General features: G+C 66.3%; 16 protein-coding genes. 10 read left to right on the top strand and 6 right to left on the bottom strand.

The features are described from left to right. From CFB47_RS21165 to CFB47_RS21155, 3 genes are all read right to left on the bottom strand, one after another. Positions 1-966 carry an L-carnitine dehydrogenase gene (locus CFB47_RS21165; protein ID WP_039366226.1) on the bottom strand — a complete coding sequence of 322 codons (966 nt, stop codon included), beginning with the start codon at positions 964-966 and terminating at the stop codon, positions 1-3. An 87-nt stretch (positions 967-1,053) separates the two neighbouring features. Then, complete coding sequence (locus CFB47_RS21160; protein WP_039366557.1) at positions 1,054-1,983, bottom strand: 3-keto-5-aminohexanoate cleavage protein; 930 nt, start codon at positions 1,981-1,983, stop codon at positions 1,054-1,056. 83 nt (positions 1,984-2,066) lie between these two features. Beyond that, positions 2,067-3,020: a choline ABC transporter substrate-binding protein gene (locus CFB47_RS21155; RefSeq protein ID WP_089441815.1), complete on the bottom strand. Its 954-nt coding sequence runs from the start codon at positions 3,018-3,020 to the stop codon at positions 2,067-2,069. Positions 3,021-3,082: 62 nt separating this feature from the next. Between CFB47_RS21155 and CFB47_RS40585 the strand changes: the two genes are divergently transcribed. Both CFB47_RS40585 and CFB47_RS21150 read left to right on the top strand, forming a co-directional pair. Continuing rightward, complete coding sequence (locus CFB47_RS40585; protein WP_179258962.1) at positions 3,083-3,469, top strand: hypothetical protein; 387 nt, start codon at positions 3,083-3,085, stop codon at positions 3,467-3,469. Positions 3,470-3,631: 162 nt separating this feature from the next. Beyond that, the gene (locus CFB47_RS21150; protein WP_089441814.1) at positions 3,632-5,215 is read left to right on the top strand and encodes an isocitrate lyase; all 1,584 of its coding nucleotides are present in this window, start codon (positions 3,632-3,634) and stop codon (positions 5,213-5,215) included. 54 nt (positions 5,216-5,269) lie between these two features. On the opposite strand, the gene CFB47_RS21145 is transcribed toward CFB47_RS21150, so the two are convergent. After that, positions 5,270-6,148 (bottom strand): LysR family transcriptional regulator, encoded by an 879-nt coding sequence (locus CFB47_RS21145; RefSeq protein ID WP_089462162.1) that lies wholly within the window; start codon positions 6,146-6,148, stop codon positions 5,270-5,272. A 121-nt stretch (positions 6,149-6,269) separates the two neighbouring features. Between CFB47_RS21145 and CFB47_RS21140 the strand changes: the two genes are divergently transcribed. The 8 genes from CFB47_RS21140 to CFB47_RS21105 all read left to right on the top strand — a co-directional run bounded on the left by CFB47_RS21140 (position 6,270) and on the right by CFB47_RS21105 (position 15,506). Beyond that, positions 6,270-6,719: a DMT family transporter gene (locus tag CFB47_RS21140; protein WP_089462161.1), complete on the top strand. Its 450-nt coding sequence runs from the start codon at positions 6,270-6,272 to the stop codon at positions 6,717-6,719. Positions 6,720-6,959: 240 nt separating this feature from the next. Next, positions 6,960-7,904 (top strand): GlxA family transcriptional regulator, encoded by a 945-nt coding sequence (locus CFB47_RS21135; RefSeq protein WP_089441811.1) that lies wholly within the window; start codon positions 6,960-6,962, stop codon positions 7,902-7,904. Between the two features lie 489 nt (positions 7,905-8,393). Beyond that, complete coding sequence (locus CFB47_RS21130) at positions 8,394-10,106, top strand: M36 family metallopeptidase (RefSeq protein ID WP_089462160.1); 1,713 nt, start codon at positions 8,394-8,396, stop codon at positions 10,104-10,106. Between the two features lie 79 nt (positions 10,107-10,185). After that, a complete protein-coding gene (locus tag CFB47_RS21125; protein WP_089463500.1) occupies positions 10,186-11,436 on the top strand; it encodes a M20/M25/M40 family metallo-hydrolase in 1,251 nt (416 codons plus the stop codon). A 265-nt stretch (positions 11,437-11,701) separates the two neighbouring features. After that, entirely contained in the window at positions 11,702-12,061 is a 360-nt protein-coding gene (locus CFB47_RS21120; protein WP_089458737.1) for a YbjQ family protein, read from the top strand. Between the two features lie 947 nt (positions 12,062-13,008). Beyond that, positions 13,009-13,818 (top strand): 2OG-Fe(II) oxygenase family protein, encoded by an 810-nt coding sequence (locus tag CFB47_RS21115; protein ID WP_179258966.1) that lies wholly within the window; start codon positions 13,009-13,011, stop codon positions 13,816-13,818. 37 nt (positions 13,819-13,855) lie between these two features. Beyond that, a complete protein-coding gene (locus CFB47_RS21110) occupies positions 13,856-14,482 on the top strand; it encodes a DUF47 domain-containing protein (protein WP_089462158.1) in 627 nt (208 codons plus the stop codon). A gap of 13 nt (positions 14,483-14,495) precedes the next feature. After that, positions 14,496-15,506, top strand: a complete 1,011-nt coding sequence (locus tag CFB47_RS21105) for an inorganic phosphate transporter (protein ID WP_089462157.1) — start codon at positions 14,496-14,498, stop codon at positions 15,504-15,506. Between the two features lie 56 nt (positions 15,507-15,562). Here CFB47_RS21105 and CFB47_RS21100 read toward each other — a convergent pair whose 3' ends face one another. Together CFB47_RS21100 and cysS are read right to left on the bottom strand one after the other, a co-directional pair. Then, positions 15,563-16,813 (bottom strand): MFS transporter, encoded by a 1,251-nt coding sequence (locus CFB47_RS21100; protein ID WP_089463499.1) that lies wholly within the window; start codon positions 16,811-16,813, stop codon positions 15,563-15,565. Between the two features lie 227 nt (positions 16,814-17,040). Next, positions 17,041-18,453, bottom strand: a complete 1,413-nt coding sequence (gene cysS / locus CFB47_RS21095; RefSeq protein ID WP_089462156.1) for a cysteine--tRNA ligase — start codon at positions 18,451-18,453, stop codon at positions 17,041-17,043. Positions 18,454-18,567 lie beyond the last annotated feature (114 nt).

The following is an 18,567-nucleotide window of genomic DNA, read 5'->3' as shown; positions in this document are numbered from 1 at the left end:
TCAGTCTTCGAATCGCATCCCGTGCCGCGCCTTCACCGCGGCGATCGACTTCAGCACCTCGGTGATGCACTCGTCGCGATAGCGTTCGAGCTCCTTGATGCTGCGCGTGCCCTGCTGTTCGGTCGTGCCTTCGACGACGCTGTCGATCAGCGCGTCGGTCAGCGTGGGCGCGACCAGCTTCGTCCACGGCAATTCGAGCGCGGGGCCGAACTGCTGCATGAAGTGTCGCATGCCCGCATCGCCGCCCGCGAGCGTATAGGTCAGGAACGTGCCCATGAACGACCAGCGGATGCCCGCGCCGAAGCGGATCGCGTCGTCGATCTCGCCGGTCGTCGCGACGCCTTCGTTGACGAGGTGCAGCGCCTCGCGCCACAACGCTTCGAGCAGGCGGTCGGCGATGAAGCCCGGCACTTCCTTGCGCACGTGCAGCGGCCGCATGCCGAGCTTGCGATAGACCTCCATCGCGCCTTCGACCGCTTCCGGCGACGTGCGCGCGCCGCCGAGCACCTCGACGAGCGGCAGCAGGTAGACGGGGTTGAACGGATGGCCGACCACGCAGCGCTCCGGATGCGTCGCCCGCGCGTAGAAATCCGTCGGCAGCAGCCCCGACGTCGACGACGCGATGATCGCGTCGGGCTTCGCCGCGCGGCTGATCTGCTCGTGCAGTTCGAGCTTCAGCGCCTCGCGCTCGGGCGCGCTTTCCTGGATGAAATCCGCGTCGGCGACGCACGCCTCGATCGTCGAGACGAAACGCAGCCGCGCAGGGTCGGCGCCCGGCGCGAGGCCGACGCGTTCGAGCGCGGGCCACGCATTCGCGACGTTCGCGCGCAGCCGCTCTTCCGCGCCCGGCGCCGGGTCCCACACGACCACGTCGAGACCGTGCGCGAGCGCGCGGGAAATCCATCCGCTGCCGATCACGCCGGTGCCGATGGCGGCGAACGTCTTGATGTCGGTCTTCACAGCCATGTCAACGCATCCTTCAAATCAGGGGAAATCGGTGAGCGGCGGCACCTGTGCGCGCCGCGGCGTCATGTCAATCAGTCTGGTCAAAACTCACGCGAACTCGGCGATCGCACGGCGTTCGAGCGGACGCTCGCCGCGTGCGGGCAGGCCGAGCTTGCGGCGGCCTTCGGCCGGCGTCAGCACGCGGGCACCGAGCCGTTCGATGATCTCTCTCGCGCGCTCGACGAGCGTGCCGTTGGTCGCATGCACGCCGCGATCGAGCCAGATGTTGTCTTCGAGGCCGACCCGCACGTGGCCACCCAGCAGCATCGCCTGCGCGACCATCGGCATCTGCATGCGGCCGATCCCGAAGCCCGCCCAATGCGCGCCCGGCGGCAGGTTGTCGACCATCGCCTTCATCGTGCCCGTGTCGGCCGGTGCGCCCCACGGAATGCCGAGGCACAGCTGGAACAGCGGCGGATCGTCGAGCAGCCCTTCCTTCAGCAACTGCTTCGCGAACCACAGATGGCCCGTGTCGAAGATCTCCAGCTCCGGCTTCACGCCGAGTTCCTGGATGCGCTTAGCGCCGGCGCGCAACTGCGCGGGCGTCGATACGTAGATGTAGTCGCCATCGCCGAAATTCAGCGTGCCGCAGTCGAGCGTGCAGATCTCGGGCAACAAGTCCTCGACGTGCGCGAGCCGCGTGAGGCCGCCGACCAGGTCGGTGCCCTTGCCGAAACGCATCGGGTCCTCGCCCGGGCCGATCTCGAGATCGCCGCCCATGCCGGCGGTCAGGTTGATGATCACGTCGACGTCGGCCGAGCGGATGCGGTCGACCACTTCGCGGTACAGGTTCGGGTCGCGGCTGCCGCGCCCCGTCTGCGGATCGCGCACGTGGCAGTGCGCCACCGTCGCGCCGGCCTTCGCGGCCTCGATCGCGGCGGCCGCGATCTCCTTCGGCGTGACCGGAATCGCCGGATGCTTGCCGACCGTATCGCCCGCGCCGGTCACGGCGCAGGTGATGATGACTTCGTGGTTCATGCTGGTTGCCTCGCTTGAATCGGGTTGTGTCGCAATGCGGATGTTTCGTCAGGGCGCGCCGCGTACGGCGCGCGGGCCATCGATCACAGGCCGAGATACGCCTTCACGGCCGGCAGGCCATCCTTGCCGTCGAACGTCTTGACGCCCGCGAGCCACGGATCGAGCACCTGCGGGTTCTTCTTCAGGTACGCCTTCGCGGCGTCGGCCGGCTTCGTCTTGTTCATCACCGACTGCATCAGCTGGTTCTCGAGCTGCGTCGAGAAGCGCAGGTTCGTGACGAGCTTGCCGGCGTTCGGGCAGCGGGAAATGAAGTCGGGGGCCGTGAGCGTGTACACGCGCGCTTCGCCGTAGTTCGGGCCGAACGACGCATCGCCGCCGGACAGATAGTTCATGCTGATCTGGATGTTCATCGGATGCGGTTCCCAGCCGAGGAAGACGACCCACTTCTTCTCGCGGATCGCGCGCTCGACCGTCACCAGCATCCCGGCCTCGCTCGATTCGACGAGCTTGAAGCCGCCGAGCCCGTACTGGTTCGTGTCGATCATCTTCTGGATCGTCGCGTTCGCGCTGCTGCCCGGCTCGATCCCGTAGATCTTGCCGTCGAGTTCCGCGCGGTGCTTCGCGATGTCCTCGAAGGTCTTCAGGCCGGCCTGGTATTCGTAGCTCGGCACCGCGAGCGTCGCCTTCGCGCCCGACAGGTTCGGCGGCTCGACGACGTTGATCGACTTGCTGTCGAGGAACGGCTGGAGCTGCTTCTGCTGCACGGGCCACCAGTAGCCGAGCGATATGTCGAGCTGCTTGCTCTTCAGGCCGGCGAACGAGATCGGCACCGACGCGATCGTCGTGGTCGGCTTGTAGCCGAGCGCCTCGAACACGGTCGACGCGAGCGCCGTGGTCGACGTGATGTCGGTCCAGCCGATATCCGCGAAACGCACGGTGCGGCACGTCGCGGCATCCGTTTCGGCCTGCGCCGCGTGCGTGAACGCGCCGGTCGCCAGCACGGCCGCGACAAGCGCGGCGATCTTCGTCGACTTCATGGTTCGTTACCTCCCGGTTTGACTCGCGGCAGCCGGTGCGCGGGGTGTGCCCGGCCTGCATCGTGGGAGTAAAAGTAACGAGCCATATTGGTCGCGAGAAGACCGGCGGCGACCTGTTCTTGACTATTTGCGACTATGAGTGGAAACCACTAGGTTTCTTGAGAGGCTTGGTGGGCGGGGTTTTTACGCGTATTCCCGATGGATTCGGCTTGTCCGCATGCGGCGCGATGTTTTCGATTCCGGCCCGGACGAAACGGCATGCCGGCGCGGCGTCGGTTCAGCGCCGCTCGCGCCGCCCCGACGAACGGGTGTCACGGGCGCGTGTGAAGCTGGCCCGGCCTCCAGCAGCCGAAAGAGCGTTTCGTATTGCGGAATCACCGCCAATTTCCCGCGCCGACGCCTTTTCGTCGCTTGAAAACTTGTTTTGCATTGCAAAAACTGAAACGTAACCCATTGAAAATAAACAGAAAATAATGTCTTATGTCTTATATAAGACATCGCCAAAAGCGCGATGGGCGGCGTTACTATTTATCCCATGCAGCCCGCTTCGACAGACGTAGCGGGCACGCTCAACCAGTTACTCAAACGCGCTTTGCTCCCAGGAGATTGACATGGCCCAGTATCAAGACGACATCAAGGCAGTTGCCGGTTTGAAGGAAAACCACGGCAGCGCGTGGAATGCGATCAGCCCCGAGTACGCCGCCCGCATGCGTGCCCAGAACAAGTTCAAGACGGGCCTGGACATCGCCAAGTACACCGCGAAGATCATGCGCGCCGACATGGCCGCCTACGACGCCGACCCGTCCAAGTACACGCAGTCGCTGGGTTGCTGGCACGGCTTCATCGGCCAGCAGAAGATGATCTCCATCAAGAAGCACTTCAACAGCACCGAACGCCGCTACCTGTACCTGTCCGGCTGGATGGTCGCTGCGCTGCGCTCCGAGTTCGGCCCGCTGCCGGACCAGTCGATGCACGAAAAGACCTCGGTCAGCGCGCTGATCCGCGAGCTGTACACGTTCCTGCGCCAGGCCGACGCCCGTGAGCTCGGCGGCCTGTTCCGCGAACTCGACGCCGCCAAGGACGCCACGGCGAAGGCCGCGATCCAGGAGAAGATCGACAACCACGTCACGCACGTCGTGCCGATCATCGCCGACATCGACGCCGGTTTCGGCAACGCGGAAGCCACGTACCTGCTGGCCAAGCAGTTCATCGAAGCAGGCGCATGCTGCATCCAGATCGAAAACCAGGTGTCCGACGAGAAGCAGTGCGGCCATCAGGACGGCAAGGTCACGGTGCCGCACGAGGACTTCCTCGCGAAGATCCGCGCGATCCGCTACGCGTTCCTGGAACTGGGCGTGGACGACGGCATCATCGTCGCCCGTACCGACTCGCTCGGCGCCGGCCTGACCAAGCAGATCGCCGTGACCAACACGCCGGGCGACCTGGGCGACCAGTACAACTCCTTCCTCGACTGCGAAGAACTGTCGGCCGACCAGCTGGGCAACGGTGACGTCGTCATCAAGCGCGACGGCAAGCTGCTGCGTCCGAAGCGCCTGCCGAGCAACCTGTTCCAGTTCCGCGCCGGCACGGGCGAAGCGCGCTGCGTGCTCGACTGCATCACGTCGCTGCAAAACGGCGCCGACCTGCTGTGGATCGAAACGGAAAAACCGCATATCGCCCAGATCGGCGGCATGGTCAGCGAGATCCGCAAGGTCATCCCGAACGCGAAGCTGGTGTACAACAACAGCCCGTCGTTCAACTGGACGCTGAACTTCCGTCAGCAGGCGTACGACGCGCTGAAGGCCGAGGGCAAGGACGTGTCGGCCTACGACCGTGCGCAGCTGATGAGCGTGGAATACGACGACACGGAACTGGCCAAGCTGGCCGACGAGAAGATCCGTACGTTCCAGGCCGACGCATCGCGTGAAGCCGGCATCTTCCACCACCTGATCACGCTGCCGACGTACCACACCGCCGCGCTGTCGACCGACAACCTGGCCAAGGAATACTTCGGCGACCAGGGCATGCTGGGCTACGTGGCCGGCGTGCAGCGCAAGGAAATCCGCCAGGGTATCGCCTGCGTGAAGCACCAGAACATGTCCGGCTCGGACATCGGTGACGATCACAAGGAATACTTCAGCGGCGAAGCAGCGCTGAAGGCGGCCGGCAAGGACAACACGATGAACCAGTTCTGATACCGGTCATCGCCACGCGAAACGCCAACCCGGTATGAACGGGTTGGCGTTTTTTTATTCGCCGATCACCTGCACGAACGTGTCCGCCAGCACCGTCGGTTCGACCGGTAACACCAGCGCGCACACCGACCTGGCGTCTTCATCGGAAATCGGCACGAAGACGACCCCGTCGATCCCGAGACTCGCCATCCGTTCCGGCACGATCGCCACGCCCTGCCCGGCCGCGACGAGATTCAGCATCGACGTCTTCGGCGACACGATCCGGGCGGTCGCCGGCACGAATCCGCGCTTCAGGCACAGATCGATCACGACGCGCGCGAGCCCGCCCCGCTCCCGATACACGGCCGATACGAACGGCTCGTGCCGCAGCCGCGCGATCGCCATGCGCTTGCGGCCCGCCAGCGGATGACCGGCCGGCACCGCCAAGCACAAACGCTCGGCCGCGAGTTCGACGAAGCGCACGCGCGGATCGCGGCGCAGCACCGGCAAACGGACGATCCCGATATCGGCATCGCCGTTCGCGATCTCCAGCACCTGATCCTCGGACGACGCACCGTCGAGATCGATCCGTGCGCCCGGACACGCGCGCATGAAGCGCTCGAGCACCGGCATCAGGCTGCCGACGGGAACGGAGCTCGAATGCAGGAGCCGCAAGACGCCCGCTTCGCCGCGCGACAACTGCGCGCCCTCGTCGGCTGCGGCGGTCAGGGTCGCCGGAATCGACGCCACACGTTCGCGATAGCGCGCGCCGGCCGGCGTGAGCCGCACACCGCGTGGCTCCCGGTCGAACAGCGGAAACCCCAGCTCGTCTTCCAGTTGACCGATCTGCCGGCTGAGCGCCGACTGCGCGATGTGGAGCGCGCTCGCGGCCGGCGTGAAGCCGCCGAGATCGGCCACGGTCAGGAAATACTGGATTTGCCTCAGGGATGGCATGCCGAAACGAGATGGATAAGCGCCCGATTTGATATTTGCGTTATACCGCCGCGCTTCCCAGAATGGAAGCCTGCCGTGCCGGAGCCGCCGTCACGGCCACTTCGCCGGAGCCTGCCTCGTCGTGACTACTCTCCTGTCTTATCTGCTGGTCGTCGCCGCCGGCGTCAGCGTGGCGTTGCAACAGGTGCTCAACGCCAATCTCCGTGCGCAGCTCGGCTCGCCGTGGTGGGCCGGTTCGGTCAGCTACCTCGTCGGGCTGGCCGCGATGCTCGTGGTCGCGCTGCTGACGCCGCATCCGCGCCTGAGCGGCACCGGCACCCTCACCGGCGCCGCGTCGTGGTTCAGCTGGACCGGCGGGTTCTTCGGCGCGGTGTTCGTCGGCATCGCGATCCTGATGGTGCCGCGACTGGGCGCCGCGACGACGCTCGCGCTGATCGTCGTCGGGCAGATGACCGGCGCGCTCGTGTTCGACCACTTCGGCGTGCTCGGCATCCAGCAGCACGCGGCCAGCCCGATCCGCCTGGCCGGCGCGGCGTGTCTCATTCTCGGCGTGGTGCTGGTTCGGGCGTGACGACGTCTCGCGCACGCCGCGGCGCTCACGCGTAGTTCACCATCACTGACTTGCTTTCCGTGTACTGGTCGACCACCGCGCGCCGGGCCGTGCGCGACGCAAAAACGCGCTGAGCCCACGCAAAACCCGCGATAATCTCCCGCTGACCGTTCGGCGTGCGCGAACCGGCCGCAGAGCCTGCCCGGCCGCTCGCCGCCCCGCACGACGCGCGACGACCACCGGATTCCATCTCCTGCCCCGATGCCCGAGGATTTCCATTTCCTGCTGCTGCCCGGCTTCTCCGCACTCGGCTTCATGTCCGCGGTCGAGCCGCTGCGCGTCGCGAACCGTTTTCGTACCGAGCTCTATCGCTGGCACGTGATCAGCGCCGACGGCGCGCCCGTCGCCGCGAGCAACGGCATTCCGGTCGCCGCCGAGGCCGCGTGCGCGGAGGTCGACAAGGTCGAGACGGTATTCGTCGTCGCGGGTTTCGATCCGCTCGTGTGCTACACCCGCGCGATCGGCGACTGGCTGCGCCGCCAGCACCGTCATGGTGCTACGCTCGGCGGCATCGACACGGGCAGCTTCGTGCTCGCGGAAGCCGGGCTGTTCGACGCGTCGCAGCCGCTCACGCTGCACTGGGAAGCACTGGCCGCGTTCCGCGAACGCTACCCTGGCCTGAACGCGACGCAGGAACTGTTCGAGATCGACGACCGGCGCATCACGTGCGCGGGCGGCACCGCGTCGATCGACATGATGCTCGACCTGATCGGGCGGCGGCACGGCGCCGATCTCGCGGCGGCGATCTCCGAGCAGTTCGTCGTCAGCCGGATCCGGCAGCGCTCCGACAGCCAGCGGCTCGAGATCGCCGCACGCTACGGCGTGCACAACCGCAAGCTGATCCAGGTGATCGGCACGATGCAGCGGCACATGGAAAACCCGCTCGGCTCCGATGCGCTGGCGCAGGAGGTGTCGATCACGCGCCGCCAGCTCGAACGGCTGTTCAGCGCGACGCTGAACGACACGCCAACCCATTTCTACCTGAACCTGCGCCTCGATCGCGCACGTGAACTGCTGCAGCAGACGGACATGAGCATCACGTCGGTTTGCGTCGCGTGCGGGTTCGAATCGCCGTCGCATTTCTCGCGCACGTATCGCACGCGATTCGGGCTGAGCCCGCGCAACGACCGGCGCGCGACGCGCTGATCGTCGCCGGTTTCACGCACAATCCGGCGCGGAATTGCGCGTTCCGGCAGCGATTCCCGCCGCTCGCTGAACAATGCCGACGATTGATCGACGGACCGAAGCGGTCGTCGAAAATAAATTGGAATGTCGTTGAAAATATTCTGTAACATACCAAAAAAAGTTAGATAGGCAGCCTAACGACATGCATGCCGCATCGCGACGTGCGTCGCGCCATGCGGGCTGCCACCGATATCGATCCGATCCGAGGGGTATGACATGACGATGCTCGCTTCGCCGTCGCCGCACCTGCCTGCCGTTCGCTTCTTCTCCCGCTTCTCCCCCGCTTCGCCTGCCTGTTTCATTTCGACCTGACATTTAGGGTTCCTTAGTCAGTCGACACTCCCAACACCGCTTCGCCGCACCGGCGCCATCGCGCCGGCGCGCGGGCCGTGTCGTGCCTGCGCGCCACGAACGCGCGGGCGTATCCCACCGTTGAGATGAGGATCACGTATGCAGACATCACGCAAAGCACTGCCGCTCGCCCTGGGTCTCGCGCTCGGTTTCGGCATCGTCGGCGGCACCGCGGCCGATACGAAAGTGTCGAACCCGCAAGCAACGAGCCTGCGCGAAAGCCTGACGCGCGGCGTCGCGCCGCCGGCCGCCAAGGCCGATACGGCCGCCGGGCAGTTCCGCGCGGACGGCGTCGCGGTCACGCTGTACAACCCCGCGTATCGCGCGAAGAAAACCGCCACGACGCCCGCCGCCACCGCGCGCGACTTCGTCGCGTCGCAAGCCGCGCAGCTCGGGCTCGACGCGACCGCGCTCGCGAGCCTCGTCGTCACGTCGGAGCGCACCGACGCCGACTTCACCGTCGTGCGCCTGCAGCAGCAGGCGGCCGGCTTGCCCGTGTACGGCAGCGACATCGCGGTGACGGTCGCGAAGGACGGCCGCATCCTGTACGTCGCGAGCAACACGATCAACGGCGTGGTCGCGACGTCGCGCAAGGCGCAGGCCGTCGACCAGCAGCAGGCGCTCGACCGCGCCCGCGCGTATCTCGGTGTGAGCGGCTTCTCGAACCTCGATGCGCAGCTCGTGGCGTTCGTCGACAAGGCCGGCACGCATACCGCGTGGAAAGTGCGCGGCCGCCCGAACGACGGCCCGAAAGGCGACTGGGAGCTGCTGATCGACTCGGGCAGCGGCGACGTGCTGCGCGCCGAGGACAAGGCGTTCTACGCGACCGACGGCACGGGCTTCGTGTTCCGGCCCGACCCGCTGTCGCCGACCAGGAGCAGCTACGGCAGCACGGGATTCAAGGACAACAACGACGCCGATTCGTCGCAGCTCACCGCCGCACGCGTGCGCGTCGCGCTGAAGGATCTCGCGCAGTCGGGCGGGCGCTATTCGCTGTCGGGCCCGTATGCGGTATGCGTGGATTTCGATGCGCCGCTCGACAAGGCGTGCCCGGTGCAGACGACGCCCGCGTTCGAGTTCACGCGCGGCAACCTGTACTTCGAGGCCGTGAACGCGTACTACCACATCGACACGTTCCTGCGTTACGTGAACCAGACGCTCGGCATCAAGGCGTTGCCGTACCAGTACACGGGCGGCGTGCAGTACGACCCGCACGGCGAATCGGGCGACGACAATTCGTCGTACTCGTCGAGCAGCGGCCGGCTGACCTTCGGGCAAGGCGGCGTCGACGATGCCGAGGACGCGGACGTCGTGATCCACGAGCTCGGCCATGGCATCCACGACTGGGTGACGAACGGCGGCCTGTCGCAACAGGAAGGGCTGTCGGAAGGCACCGGCGACTATCTCGCCGCCGCGTACAGCCGCGACTTCAACCAGTGGAGCCCGTCGGATGCGCAATACCACTGGGTCTACAACTGGGACGGCCACAACGAGTTCTGGGGCGGCCGCGTGACCAACTGGAACGTCGGGCGCACCTACGCGCAGGCACGCGGCGCGGAGATCCATACGGCCGGCCAGTACTGGGCGTCGTGCAACCTCGTTGCGCGCGACGCGATCGGCGCGCAGGCGATGGACAAAGCGTTCCTGAAAGGGTTGTCGATGACCAACAGCTCGACCAACCAGAAGGCCGCCGCGCAGGCCGTGCTGACGGCGGCGTCCGCGCTCGGCTACAGCAGCGCGCAGCTCACCGCGATCGGCAATGCGTACAACCAGAGTTGCACGTACGGCGTGACCGTACCGAAGAAGTCGTAATTCCGCAGCAGGCGTGGGCGTGTCGCACGACCTGCGGCGCGCCCCCTTCCTCGACATCGCCATCCTCACGAGATCGAACATGCCTACTCTGAAACTGACCCGCCTGAGCGCCGCGCTGGGCGGCATGCTGCTGACCGCCGCCGCGCATGCGACGCCGGTGTGGATCACACTCGGCGACGCGGCGTTCCGCCAGTTGCAACGCATCGATGCCGGCGCCACCGCGCGGTACAGCACGACCCTCGACGCGGGCAAGACGGCCGACGGCGCCGCGCGCCGCGAAGTCGTTCACGTCGTCGAAATCGACGATTCACGGCTCGGCGAGCTGGCCCATGCCGTCCACCACACGCGCGGCCACGGGCCCGGCTATGTCGTGCACGACTCGTTCGACGACGCGCGCCAGGCACTGCAGCCGTTGCCGCCGACGCTCGCGAAACAGGCCGCCGCCGTGTACAAGGTATCGAACGCGCCGCAGATCGGCACGTGGATCCAGCAGCTGCAGGCCAGCAACATCGTCGGCACGATCACGTCGCTGTCCGGCTTCACGAACCGCTACTACACGACGTCGCACGGCGTCGCCGCATCGGACTGGCTCGCACTGCAGTGGAAGCAGCTGGCGGGCTCGCGCGCCGACATCACCGTCGAACAGTTCGCGCACACCGGCTTTCCGCAGAAATCCGTAATCCTGACGATTCGCGGCAGCGATCCGGCCGCGGGCACCGTCGTGCTGGGCGGCCACCTCGATTCGACGGTCGGCCGCACGACGGAGAACACGCGCTCGCCCGGCGCGGACGACGATGCATCGGGCATCGCCAGCCTCACCGAAGCGCTGCGCGTGCTGCTGGCGAACCACTACAAGCCGAATCGCACGATCAAGTTCGTCGGGTATGCAGCCGAGGAAGCCGGGCTGCTCGGCTCGAAAGCGATCGCGAAGCAGTTCCGCGCGCAGAATGCGAACGTGGTCGGCGTGTTGCAGCTCGACATGACGAACTACAAGGGCGACCCGAAAGATATCTACCTGATCACCGACTACACGAACGCGTCGCAGAACACCTACCTGACGAACCTGGCGAAGACCTACCTGCCGGAACTCGCGATCGGCACGTCGCAGTGCGGGTATGCATGCTCGGATCATGCGTCGTGGAATGCGCAAGGGTACCCGGCATCGTTCCCGTTCGAGGCCGACCAGAACGACAGCCCGTATATCCATACCGTGAACGACACGCTGGAAAATTCGGATCGCCAGGCGAATCATGCGCTGAAGTTCGGCAAGCTGGCGCTGGCCTACGCGGTCGATCTCGGTGGCGATGGCGGGACGTCCGTGAAGCCCTGACGGCGTGCGGCCGGGAAGGTGGCGCGTGCGCGTGCTTCCTTCCCGGCGACTTCGGTCGAACGCGCGCGGCCAGGATCCGGTAACGATGCGTGCTCATCGCAGCTGCAATGGCCGCTGCCGGCATTCGCCGATACATTTTTTAAAGAATGCCGCCTCTTGATCGGACAACCTGCGGCATCGCGATATCGCTCAGGTCTCGCTGCCGGCTTCGCGCCCGCGTCCGGATAGAATCGTCGTTCGACCACTCCGCTACCCACGTCCCGTCATGACCGATACCCCCCGCTCCCTCGACGATCTTTCGCCCGCTCGCGTGACGACCGCGTTCGACCTGCCCGGCCACACGACCGTTCGCTCGCTCGGCGTCGCGCAAGGCATCATCGTGCGCTCGCGCTCGATCGTCGGGTCGTTCGGTGCGTCGCTGCAGACGATCTTCGGCGGCAACATCACGCTCTATACGTCGCTGTGCGAGAAGGCGCGCGAGCATGCGTTCGACAAGATGCTCGCCGATGCGCGCAAGCTCGGCGCGAATGCGATCGTCGCGATGCGCTACGACTCGACCGAGATCGGTTCGGGTGTGACCGAAGTGATTTGCTACGGCACGGCCGTCATCGTCGAACCCGCGTGAGGCCCGGCGCTGGCGCCAGCGCGGAGCACGAAAACCGCGCCGCCGTCACGGCCCGACGGGCGTTGCCCGATATGCCGAAATCGGCCCGGTGCATCGGCAACGCTGCCCGCCCGCGCCGACGCCACGGGCAGGCGAACCCCGCGCGAAAACCACGCGAAGTTTTCGATTGACGCGCCGCGCGGTTCCCTCTTACCATCGCACTCGTTTTCATTCATGGAGGCTTCTGTGCCTACCGATGCGAGTTGTAGTTGGTCCTGCACCAACCTGACTGCCGCCTGAGGAAGCTTCGCAGAGCCTTGTCTTCTGCCGCATCCCGGGATAGCAGGATGCGGTGTCTTTCAGGATCGGCCTGCCGTCGATCCGAAATTCCCGTACTCGACAATTCAGTTGCCGCTCGACACCCGGGCGGTGTCCGTACGTGACCCGCGTCGCGTGCGTGTATCCGGCCGCATGCCCGCGCGTGCATGGCCCAGGTTCACGCACGCGCTGCATCAATAGACAGGAGTTCGAAATGGACGACGACCCTAGCCGATTAAGCTGCGCCGGCACGCGTTCGTACGCCCTGCCGGCGAACCCCCGACTCCCAGCCACTTATCAGCCGATCGCGCCCGACGCGGCGCGGCGGGAAGCGCTCGTCCGTCGTTGACGTCATGACGCTCCCGCCGTGTGCAGTCCGGCGCCTGGAGCACGCATGAAACGACTCGATCTCTCCGCTCAGCCGAACCGGCCGCACCGGTTCGCACACCACGGCCGCCAGGACGCTCTCCCGCGTCGCCACCCCACCGGTCATTTACGTCGATCCACGGCGGCTTCGTCACGCACGCCGCGATGACGCCGACCGGGTCGCGCCGCCACGCCCCGCCTTCTCATGCGCCTGTCACGCGGCAATGCCCGCGCTCGGCGCCACGCCATGTCCGATGTACCGGGAGAACACCATGCACAACCGTATGAAACTCCATGCCAGCCGGCTGATCCGCGACAGCTACGTCTACTTCAAGATGCCGTGCGCACTGCTCATGCATTTCGACCGCCTCGCGGCCGCCTATGACCAGCTGGATCGCAAGCAAAAGCACGCGTTCTCGTTTCCCGACCAGACCGACGGCTTCCTGCCGTTCGGGCTCGAATACTCGCATACGCCCGAGCGCCCCGATCTGTGCGACCGGTTCTGCTACTGGGTTGCGCGGCGCGACGCACATCACGGCTTTGCGCTGGCCAAATCCGCGTTCTACCGCGAGATGGCCGCCTACGAAGCCTGCATCCACACGATCGCGCAAGACCTGCTCGATGCGGTATGCGACAACCTCGGCGGTACGCCGCAGCCGCCGGTCCGGCACAGCTCCTACCTGCAGTTCTGCGCGTACGAGCAGCATCACGGCAGCCACGACCGCGCGTACCTGCAGGATCCGCACGAAGACGGCCACCTGCTGTCGTTCATCCGGCCGACCGCACCCGGCCTGATCCTGCTCCCCGACTCGTCGCCGCTTTCCGCGCTGCCGCGGCCCGACGAAATGATCGTGCTGGCCGGCTCACTGCTCGAGGCGCTCACCGACGGCGAAGTGCCGGCGATGCAGCACGCCGTCGAACGCCCGCGCACCCGCACACCGCGCAAGTCGCTGATGTACTTCGTCAACCCGGACCTGTCGGCCGGGCACGCCAGCACGATCGTCAACCAGCGGCCGCTGGACTTGCGCGCACTCGCCGAAGGCCGGCACGTCGCGTTCGGTAACCGCGCGCTATGCCGCCCGTGCGCGGCCTGACCGGCGTCATCCCGCTCACCTTTTCCCCGGAGAATCCATGCTTGGACGCTTCCTCCCCGCCGAAAACCGTTTCTTCGACCTGTTCGACACGCATGCGCAGCACATCGTCCTCGCCGCGTGCGAAGTTCAGATGCTCCTCGACAATCTCGACGATGCCGAGCTGGCCATGGCCAACGTCCAGACCACCGAACGAACCGGCGACAAGCTCGCACACGATGCGATCGACCTGCTGCACAAGACGTTCATCACACCGCTCGATCGCGACGAGATCCACAAGCTCGTCACGACGATGGACGACATCCTCGACCTGATGGAGGACGTCGCGACCACCGTCGTGGTCTACGACCTGAAGTCGGTCACCGAGGAGGCCAGCGAACTCGCGGACATCGTCGTGCAGTCTGCACTGCAGACGCAGATCGCGGTCAACCTGCTGTCCGACATGAAAGAGTCGGCGCAGATCCTCAAGGCATGCGAAGAGATCGACGCGCTCGAGACCCGCGCCGACCGCGTGCTGCGATCGGCGATCTCGAAACTCTTTCGCGACGACATCGACGTGAAGACGCTCATCAAGCTGAAGGGCGTCTACGACCTGCTCGAACGGATCACCGACAAATTCGAGGATGTCGCGAACATCGTCGAAGGCATCGTGCTGGAAAACGCGTGAGCGAATCAACAAGATGCATTCGATACAACTCGCCCTATGGATGGTCGCGGCACTCGTGCTCGTCGCGCTCGTATTCGACTTCATGAACGGCTTTCACGACGCGGCGAACTCGATCGCCACCGTCGTGTCGACCGGGGTGCTGAAGCCCCAGCAGGCCGTCGTGTTCGCGGCCGCGTTCAACGTGATCGCGTACTTCATCTTCCACCTGAAAGTCGCCCAGACCGTCGGTAAAGGCACGATCGACCCCGGGATCGTCGACCACTACGTCATCTTCGGCGCGCTGGTCGGTGCGATCGGCTGGAACGTGATCACGTGGTACTACGGGATCCCGTCGAGCTCGTCGCACGCGCTGATCGGTGGCCTCGTCGGCGCGGCGCTCGCCAAGTCGGGCTGGAGCTCGCTGAACATCGACGGGCTGCTGAAGACGATCGCGTTCATCTTCATCTCGCCGCTGCTCGGCTTCATCCTCGGCTCGCTGTTCATGCTCGGCGTGTCGTGGCTGTGTTTCCGTACCGCGCCCAGCAAGGTCGACCGGCGCTTCCGCCGGTTGCAGCTGCTGTCGGCGGGGCTGTACAGCCTCGGCCACGGCGGCAACGACGCGCAGAAGACGATCGGCATCATCTGGATGCTGCTGATCGCGTCGGGCTACGCGTCGGCGACCGCCGATGCGCCGCCGGCGTGGGTAATCGGCGCGTGCTACCTGTCGATGGGCCTCGGCACGCTGTTCGGCGGCTGGCGCATCGTGCGCACGATGGGCCAGAAGATCACGAAGCTCAAGCCGGTCGGTGGTTTCTGTGCGGAAACGGGTGGCGCGATGACGCTGTTCCTCGCGTCGTTCCTCGGCATTCCGGTGTCGACCACGCACACGATCACCGGCGCGATCGTCGGTGTCGGCGCGACGCAGAAGCTGTCGGCCGTGCGCTGGGGCGTGGCCGGCAACATCGTGTGGGCCTGGGTGCTGACGCTGCCTGCGGCTGCATTGTTCGCGGCCGGCGGATGGTGGCTCGGTCACCAGATCTTCTGATCGCTTCGATGCGACCGTATGCGTGACGCAGGACGCATCCCGCACCCCACGTCACGTCACGCGTCGCGCTCGAGCGACTTCATGTTCGTGAGCTGCGGAAACAGTCGCATCCACGTGAGCGCGACCGCAATCGTCGCGGCGCCACCCACGACGATCGCCGCGGGCGCGCCCCACCATGCGGCCGTCACGCCCGACTCGAATTCGCCGAGCTGGTTCGACGTACCGATGAACAGCGAATTGACCGCGCTCACGCGCCCGAGCATGTCGTCGGGCGTGCGCAGTTGCACGAGCGACAGCCGCACGACGACGCTGACGACGTCCGACGCGCCGAGCGCGGCCAGCGCCACGAGCGACAGCGCGAAGTGCCGCGACAACCCGAACACGATCGTCGCGATGCCGAATGCGATCACGCCGCCGAACATCGCGCGGCCCGGCCGCCCCTTCAGCGGGAACCGCGTGAGCCACAGCGTGCCCGCGAGCGCGCCGACCGCGGGCGCCGCGCGCAGCGCACCGAGCCCCCACGGCCCGACCTGCAGGATGTCGCGCGCGTAGATCGGCAGCAGCGCGGTTGCGCCACCGAACAGCACCGCGAACAGGTCGAGCGACAGCGCGCCGAGAATCGCCGGCTCGCGCCGGATGAACGCGATCCCCGAAAACACCGAGCGCAGCGTGACCGGCTCGCGGGCGGGCGGCGCACTGCGCAGCGGAATCGTGCCGCTCAGGACCGCCGCGATCGCGAAGGCGACGACGCTCGTGCCGAACGCCGCGGGCGCGCCCACGCCATACAGCAGCCCGCCGAATGCGGGCCCGAGGATCTGCGCGGCCTGGTTCGCCGATGTCGACAGCGCGGTTGCGCGCGGCAGGTCGGTACGCGGCACGACGGCCGGCAGCAGCGACGACACCGACGGCGACTCGAACGCGCGGGCCGTGCCGACGATCGCCGCGAGCGTGTAGACGGCCGGTGCGGCCAGCCACCCTTGCGTGGCACCGAGCAGGAACACGCCGGCGGCCAGCGCCTCGACGCCCTGGCAGATCGTCGCGATGCGCCGGCGATCGTAGCGGTCGGCCACCTGCCCGACGACGAGCGTCAGCGCGAACATCGGCACGAACTGCGCGAGACCGACGAGGCCCAGCGCGAACGCACTGTGCGTGAGTGCGTAGACGTACCAGCCGATGGCAACCGACAGGATCTGGAACGCCAGGGAAGACATGACGCGCGTGCCCCAGAAACGCTGGAACGGGACATGGCGGAACAGGTTGGCGGGTAACGGGGATAAAGGACTGGGGTCGGGCACGGAGTCGGTCATCGAAGTCTCGGCAGGCGGCGCTGCGCGCCGGTACCGTTCGAGAAACGACGCCGCACGCCGACGCGTGCGCGCGACAACGGTGCCGACGCGGCCAAAGCGCGATGATATGCCAACCGCGGAAAACCGGCCGCAGGCGTGAGTGCCGACGATTCCTGCGGCCATGTCGAGCGCGGCCGCCGGGTGGATGCCTGGCTACAGGATCTTTCGATACAGGCGGCCCGCGCGCTTTACTGCGGCGGCCCGCCCGTATCGCTCGAATCCGTCGCGAAGCCGAACACGCGTTGCCCTTCCGGCGTGTCCTCGACTCTCCAGCCCTCGGCGCTCAACGCTGCCCGGATCCGGTCGGCCTGCGCCCAGTCCTTGTCCGCCCTCGCGCGCTCACGCTCACCGAGCAACCCGCGGACATGTTCCGGAACGTCGAACGCAACCGGCCGCCATTCGCGCAACCCGAGACCCAGCACCGCATCGAAGCTGTCGACGGTCGCTTTCAGGGTGGCAGGCGGCAGGTTGCTCCTGACCAGGTCCCACAGCACCGCGAGCGCCCTCGGCAGATTCAGGTCCTCGTTCACTTCGGCATCGAATCGCGCGGCGAAATCCGCGTCGACGCGCCCGCCGTCCGGCCAGCCGGCATGGAGGTGCCTGAGCCGATTCAGCGCGGTGTGCGCCGCGTCGAGCGACGCCCAGGTGAAATGGAGCTTGCTTCGATAGTGGGCCGTCAGGCACAGGTAGCGGTACGCGAGCGGATCGACACCGCGGCTCTGCAAGGTCTGCAGACGAACGAAATCGCCGCTCGACTTCGACATCTTCGTATCGGCGTCGAGCGTCAGGAAGTGCCCGTGCATCCAGTAGTTCGCGAGCTGCGTGCCGTGGGCCGCCCGCGTCTGCGCGATCTCGTTGCTGTGATGCACGGCGATATGATCCTCGCCGCCGCAATGGATATCGAACAACGTCCCGAGATACTTCGCCGACATCGCCGAGCATTCGATATGCCAACCCGGAAAGCCGCGCCCCCACGGGCTGTCCCATTCCATTTGCCGCTTGACGTCGGCCGGGCTGAACTTCCACAACGCGAAATCCGTGATGCTCCGCTTCCCGCCCAGCGCCACCCGCTTGCCCGCCTGCAACCCCGCGCGGTCCAGCCGCGCGAGATACCCGTAGTCGTCCTGCCGACTGGTGTCGAAGTAAAGGCCGTCGTCCGTCCGATAGACGTAGCCGCCCCGGTCGAGCGTCTCGATGAACGCGATCTGTTCGGCGATGTGATCGGTGGCGCGGCACCACACCGTCGGCTCGAGCAGGTTGAGCGCGCGCCAGTCGCGCACGAACGCCTCGGTGTAGCGCCGCGCGATGGCCCATGCCGATTCGCCGGTCCGACGGCTGCCCTTCTCCATCTTGTCTTCGCCTTCGTCCGCATCCGACGTCAGGTGGCCGACGTCGGTGATATTGACGACGTGCCGGACCGCGTAGCCGTTGCGCGCCAGTACACGGCGCAGGAGATCCTCGAACACGTAGGTTCTCAGGTTGCCGATGTGGGCGTCGTCGTAAACCGTCGGGCCGCAGCAATACATGCCGACCTGCCCGGCCCGGATAGGCGTGAAGGGGCGCACGGTACGCGACCAGGTGTCATACAGCGCAAGCGGCATCGAGTTTCTCCGTCCCGAAGGGGTGGGCCCAAAAACAAAAAGGCCGCCTGTCTTGCATCACAGGCGGCCGGAAGGCGATTGCTTGAATGTTTAGCGAATGCGCTAGACGCAACT

The organism is Burkholderia sp. AU27893 (genome assembly GCF_002223205.1).
GTDB lineage: Bacteria > Pseudomonadota > Gammaproteobacteria > Burkholderiales > Burkholderiaceae > Burkholderia.
Note: the sequence above shows the minus strand (reverse complement) of the source record. Positions and strands in the feature narration are given on the sequence as shown.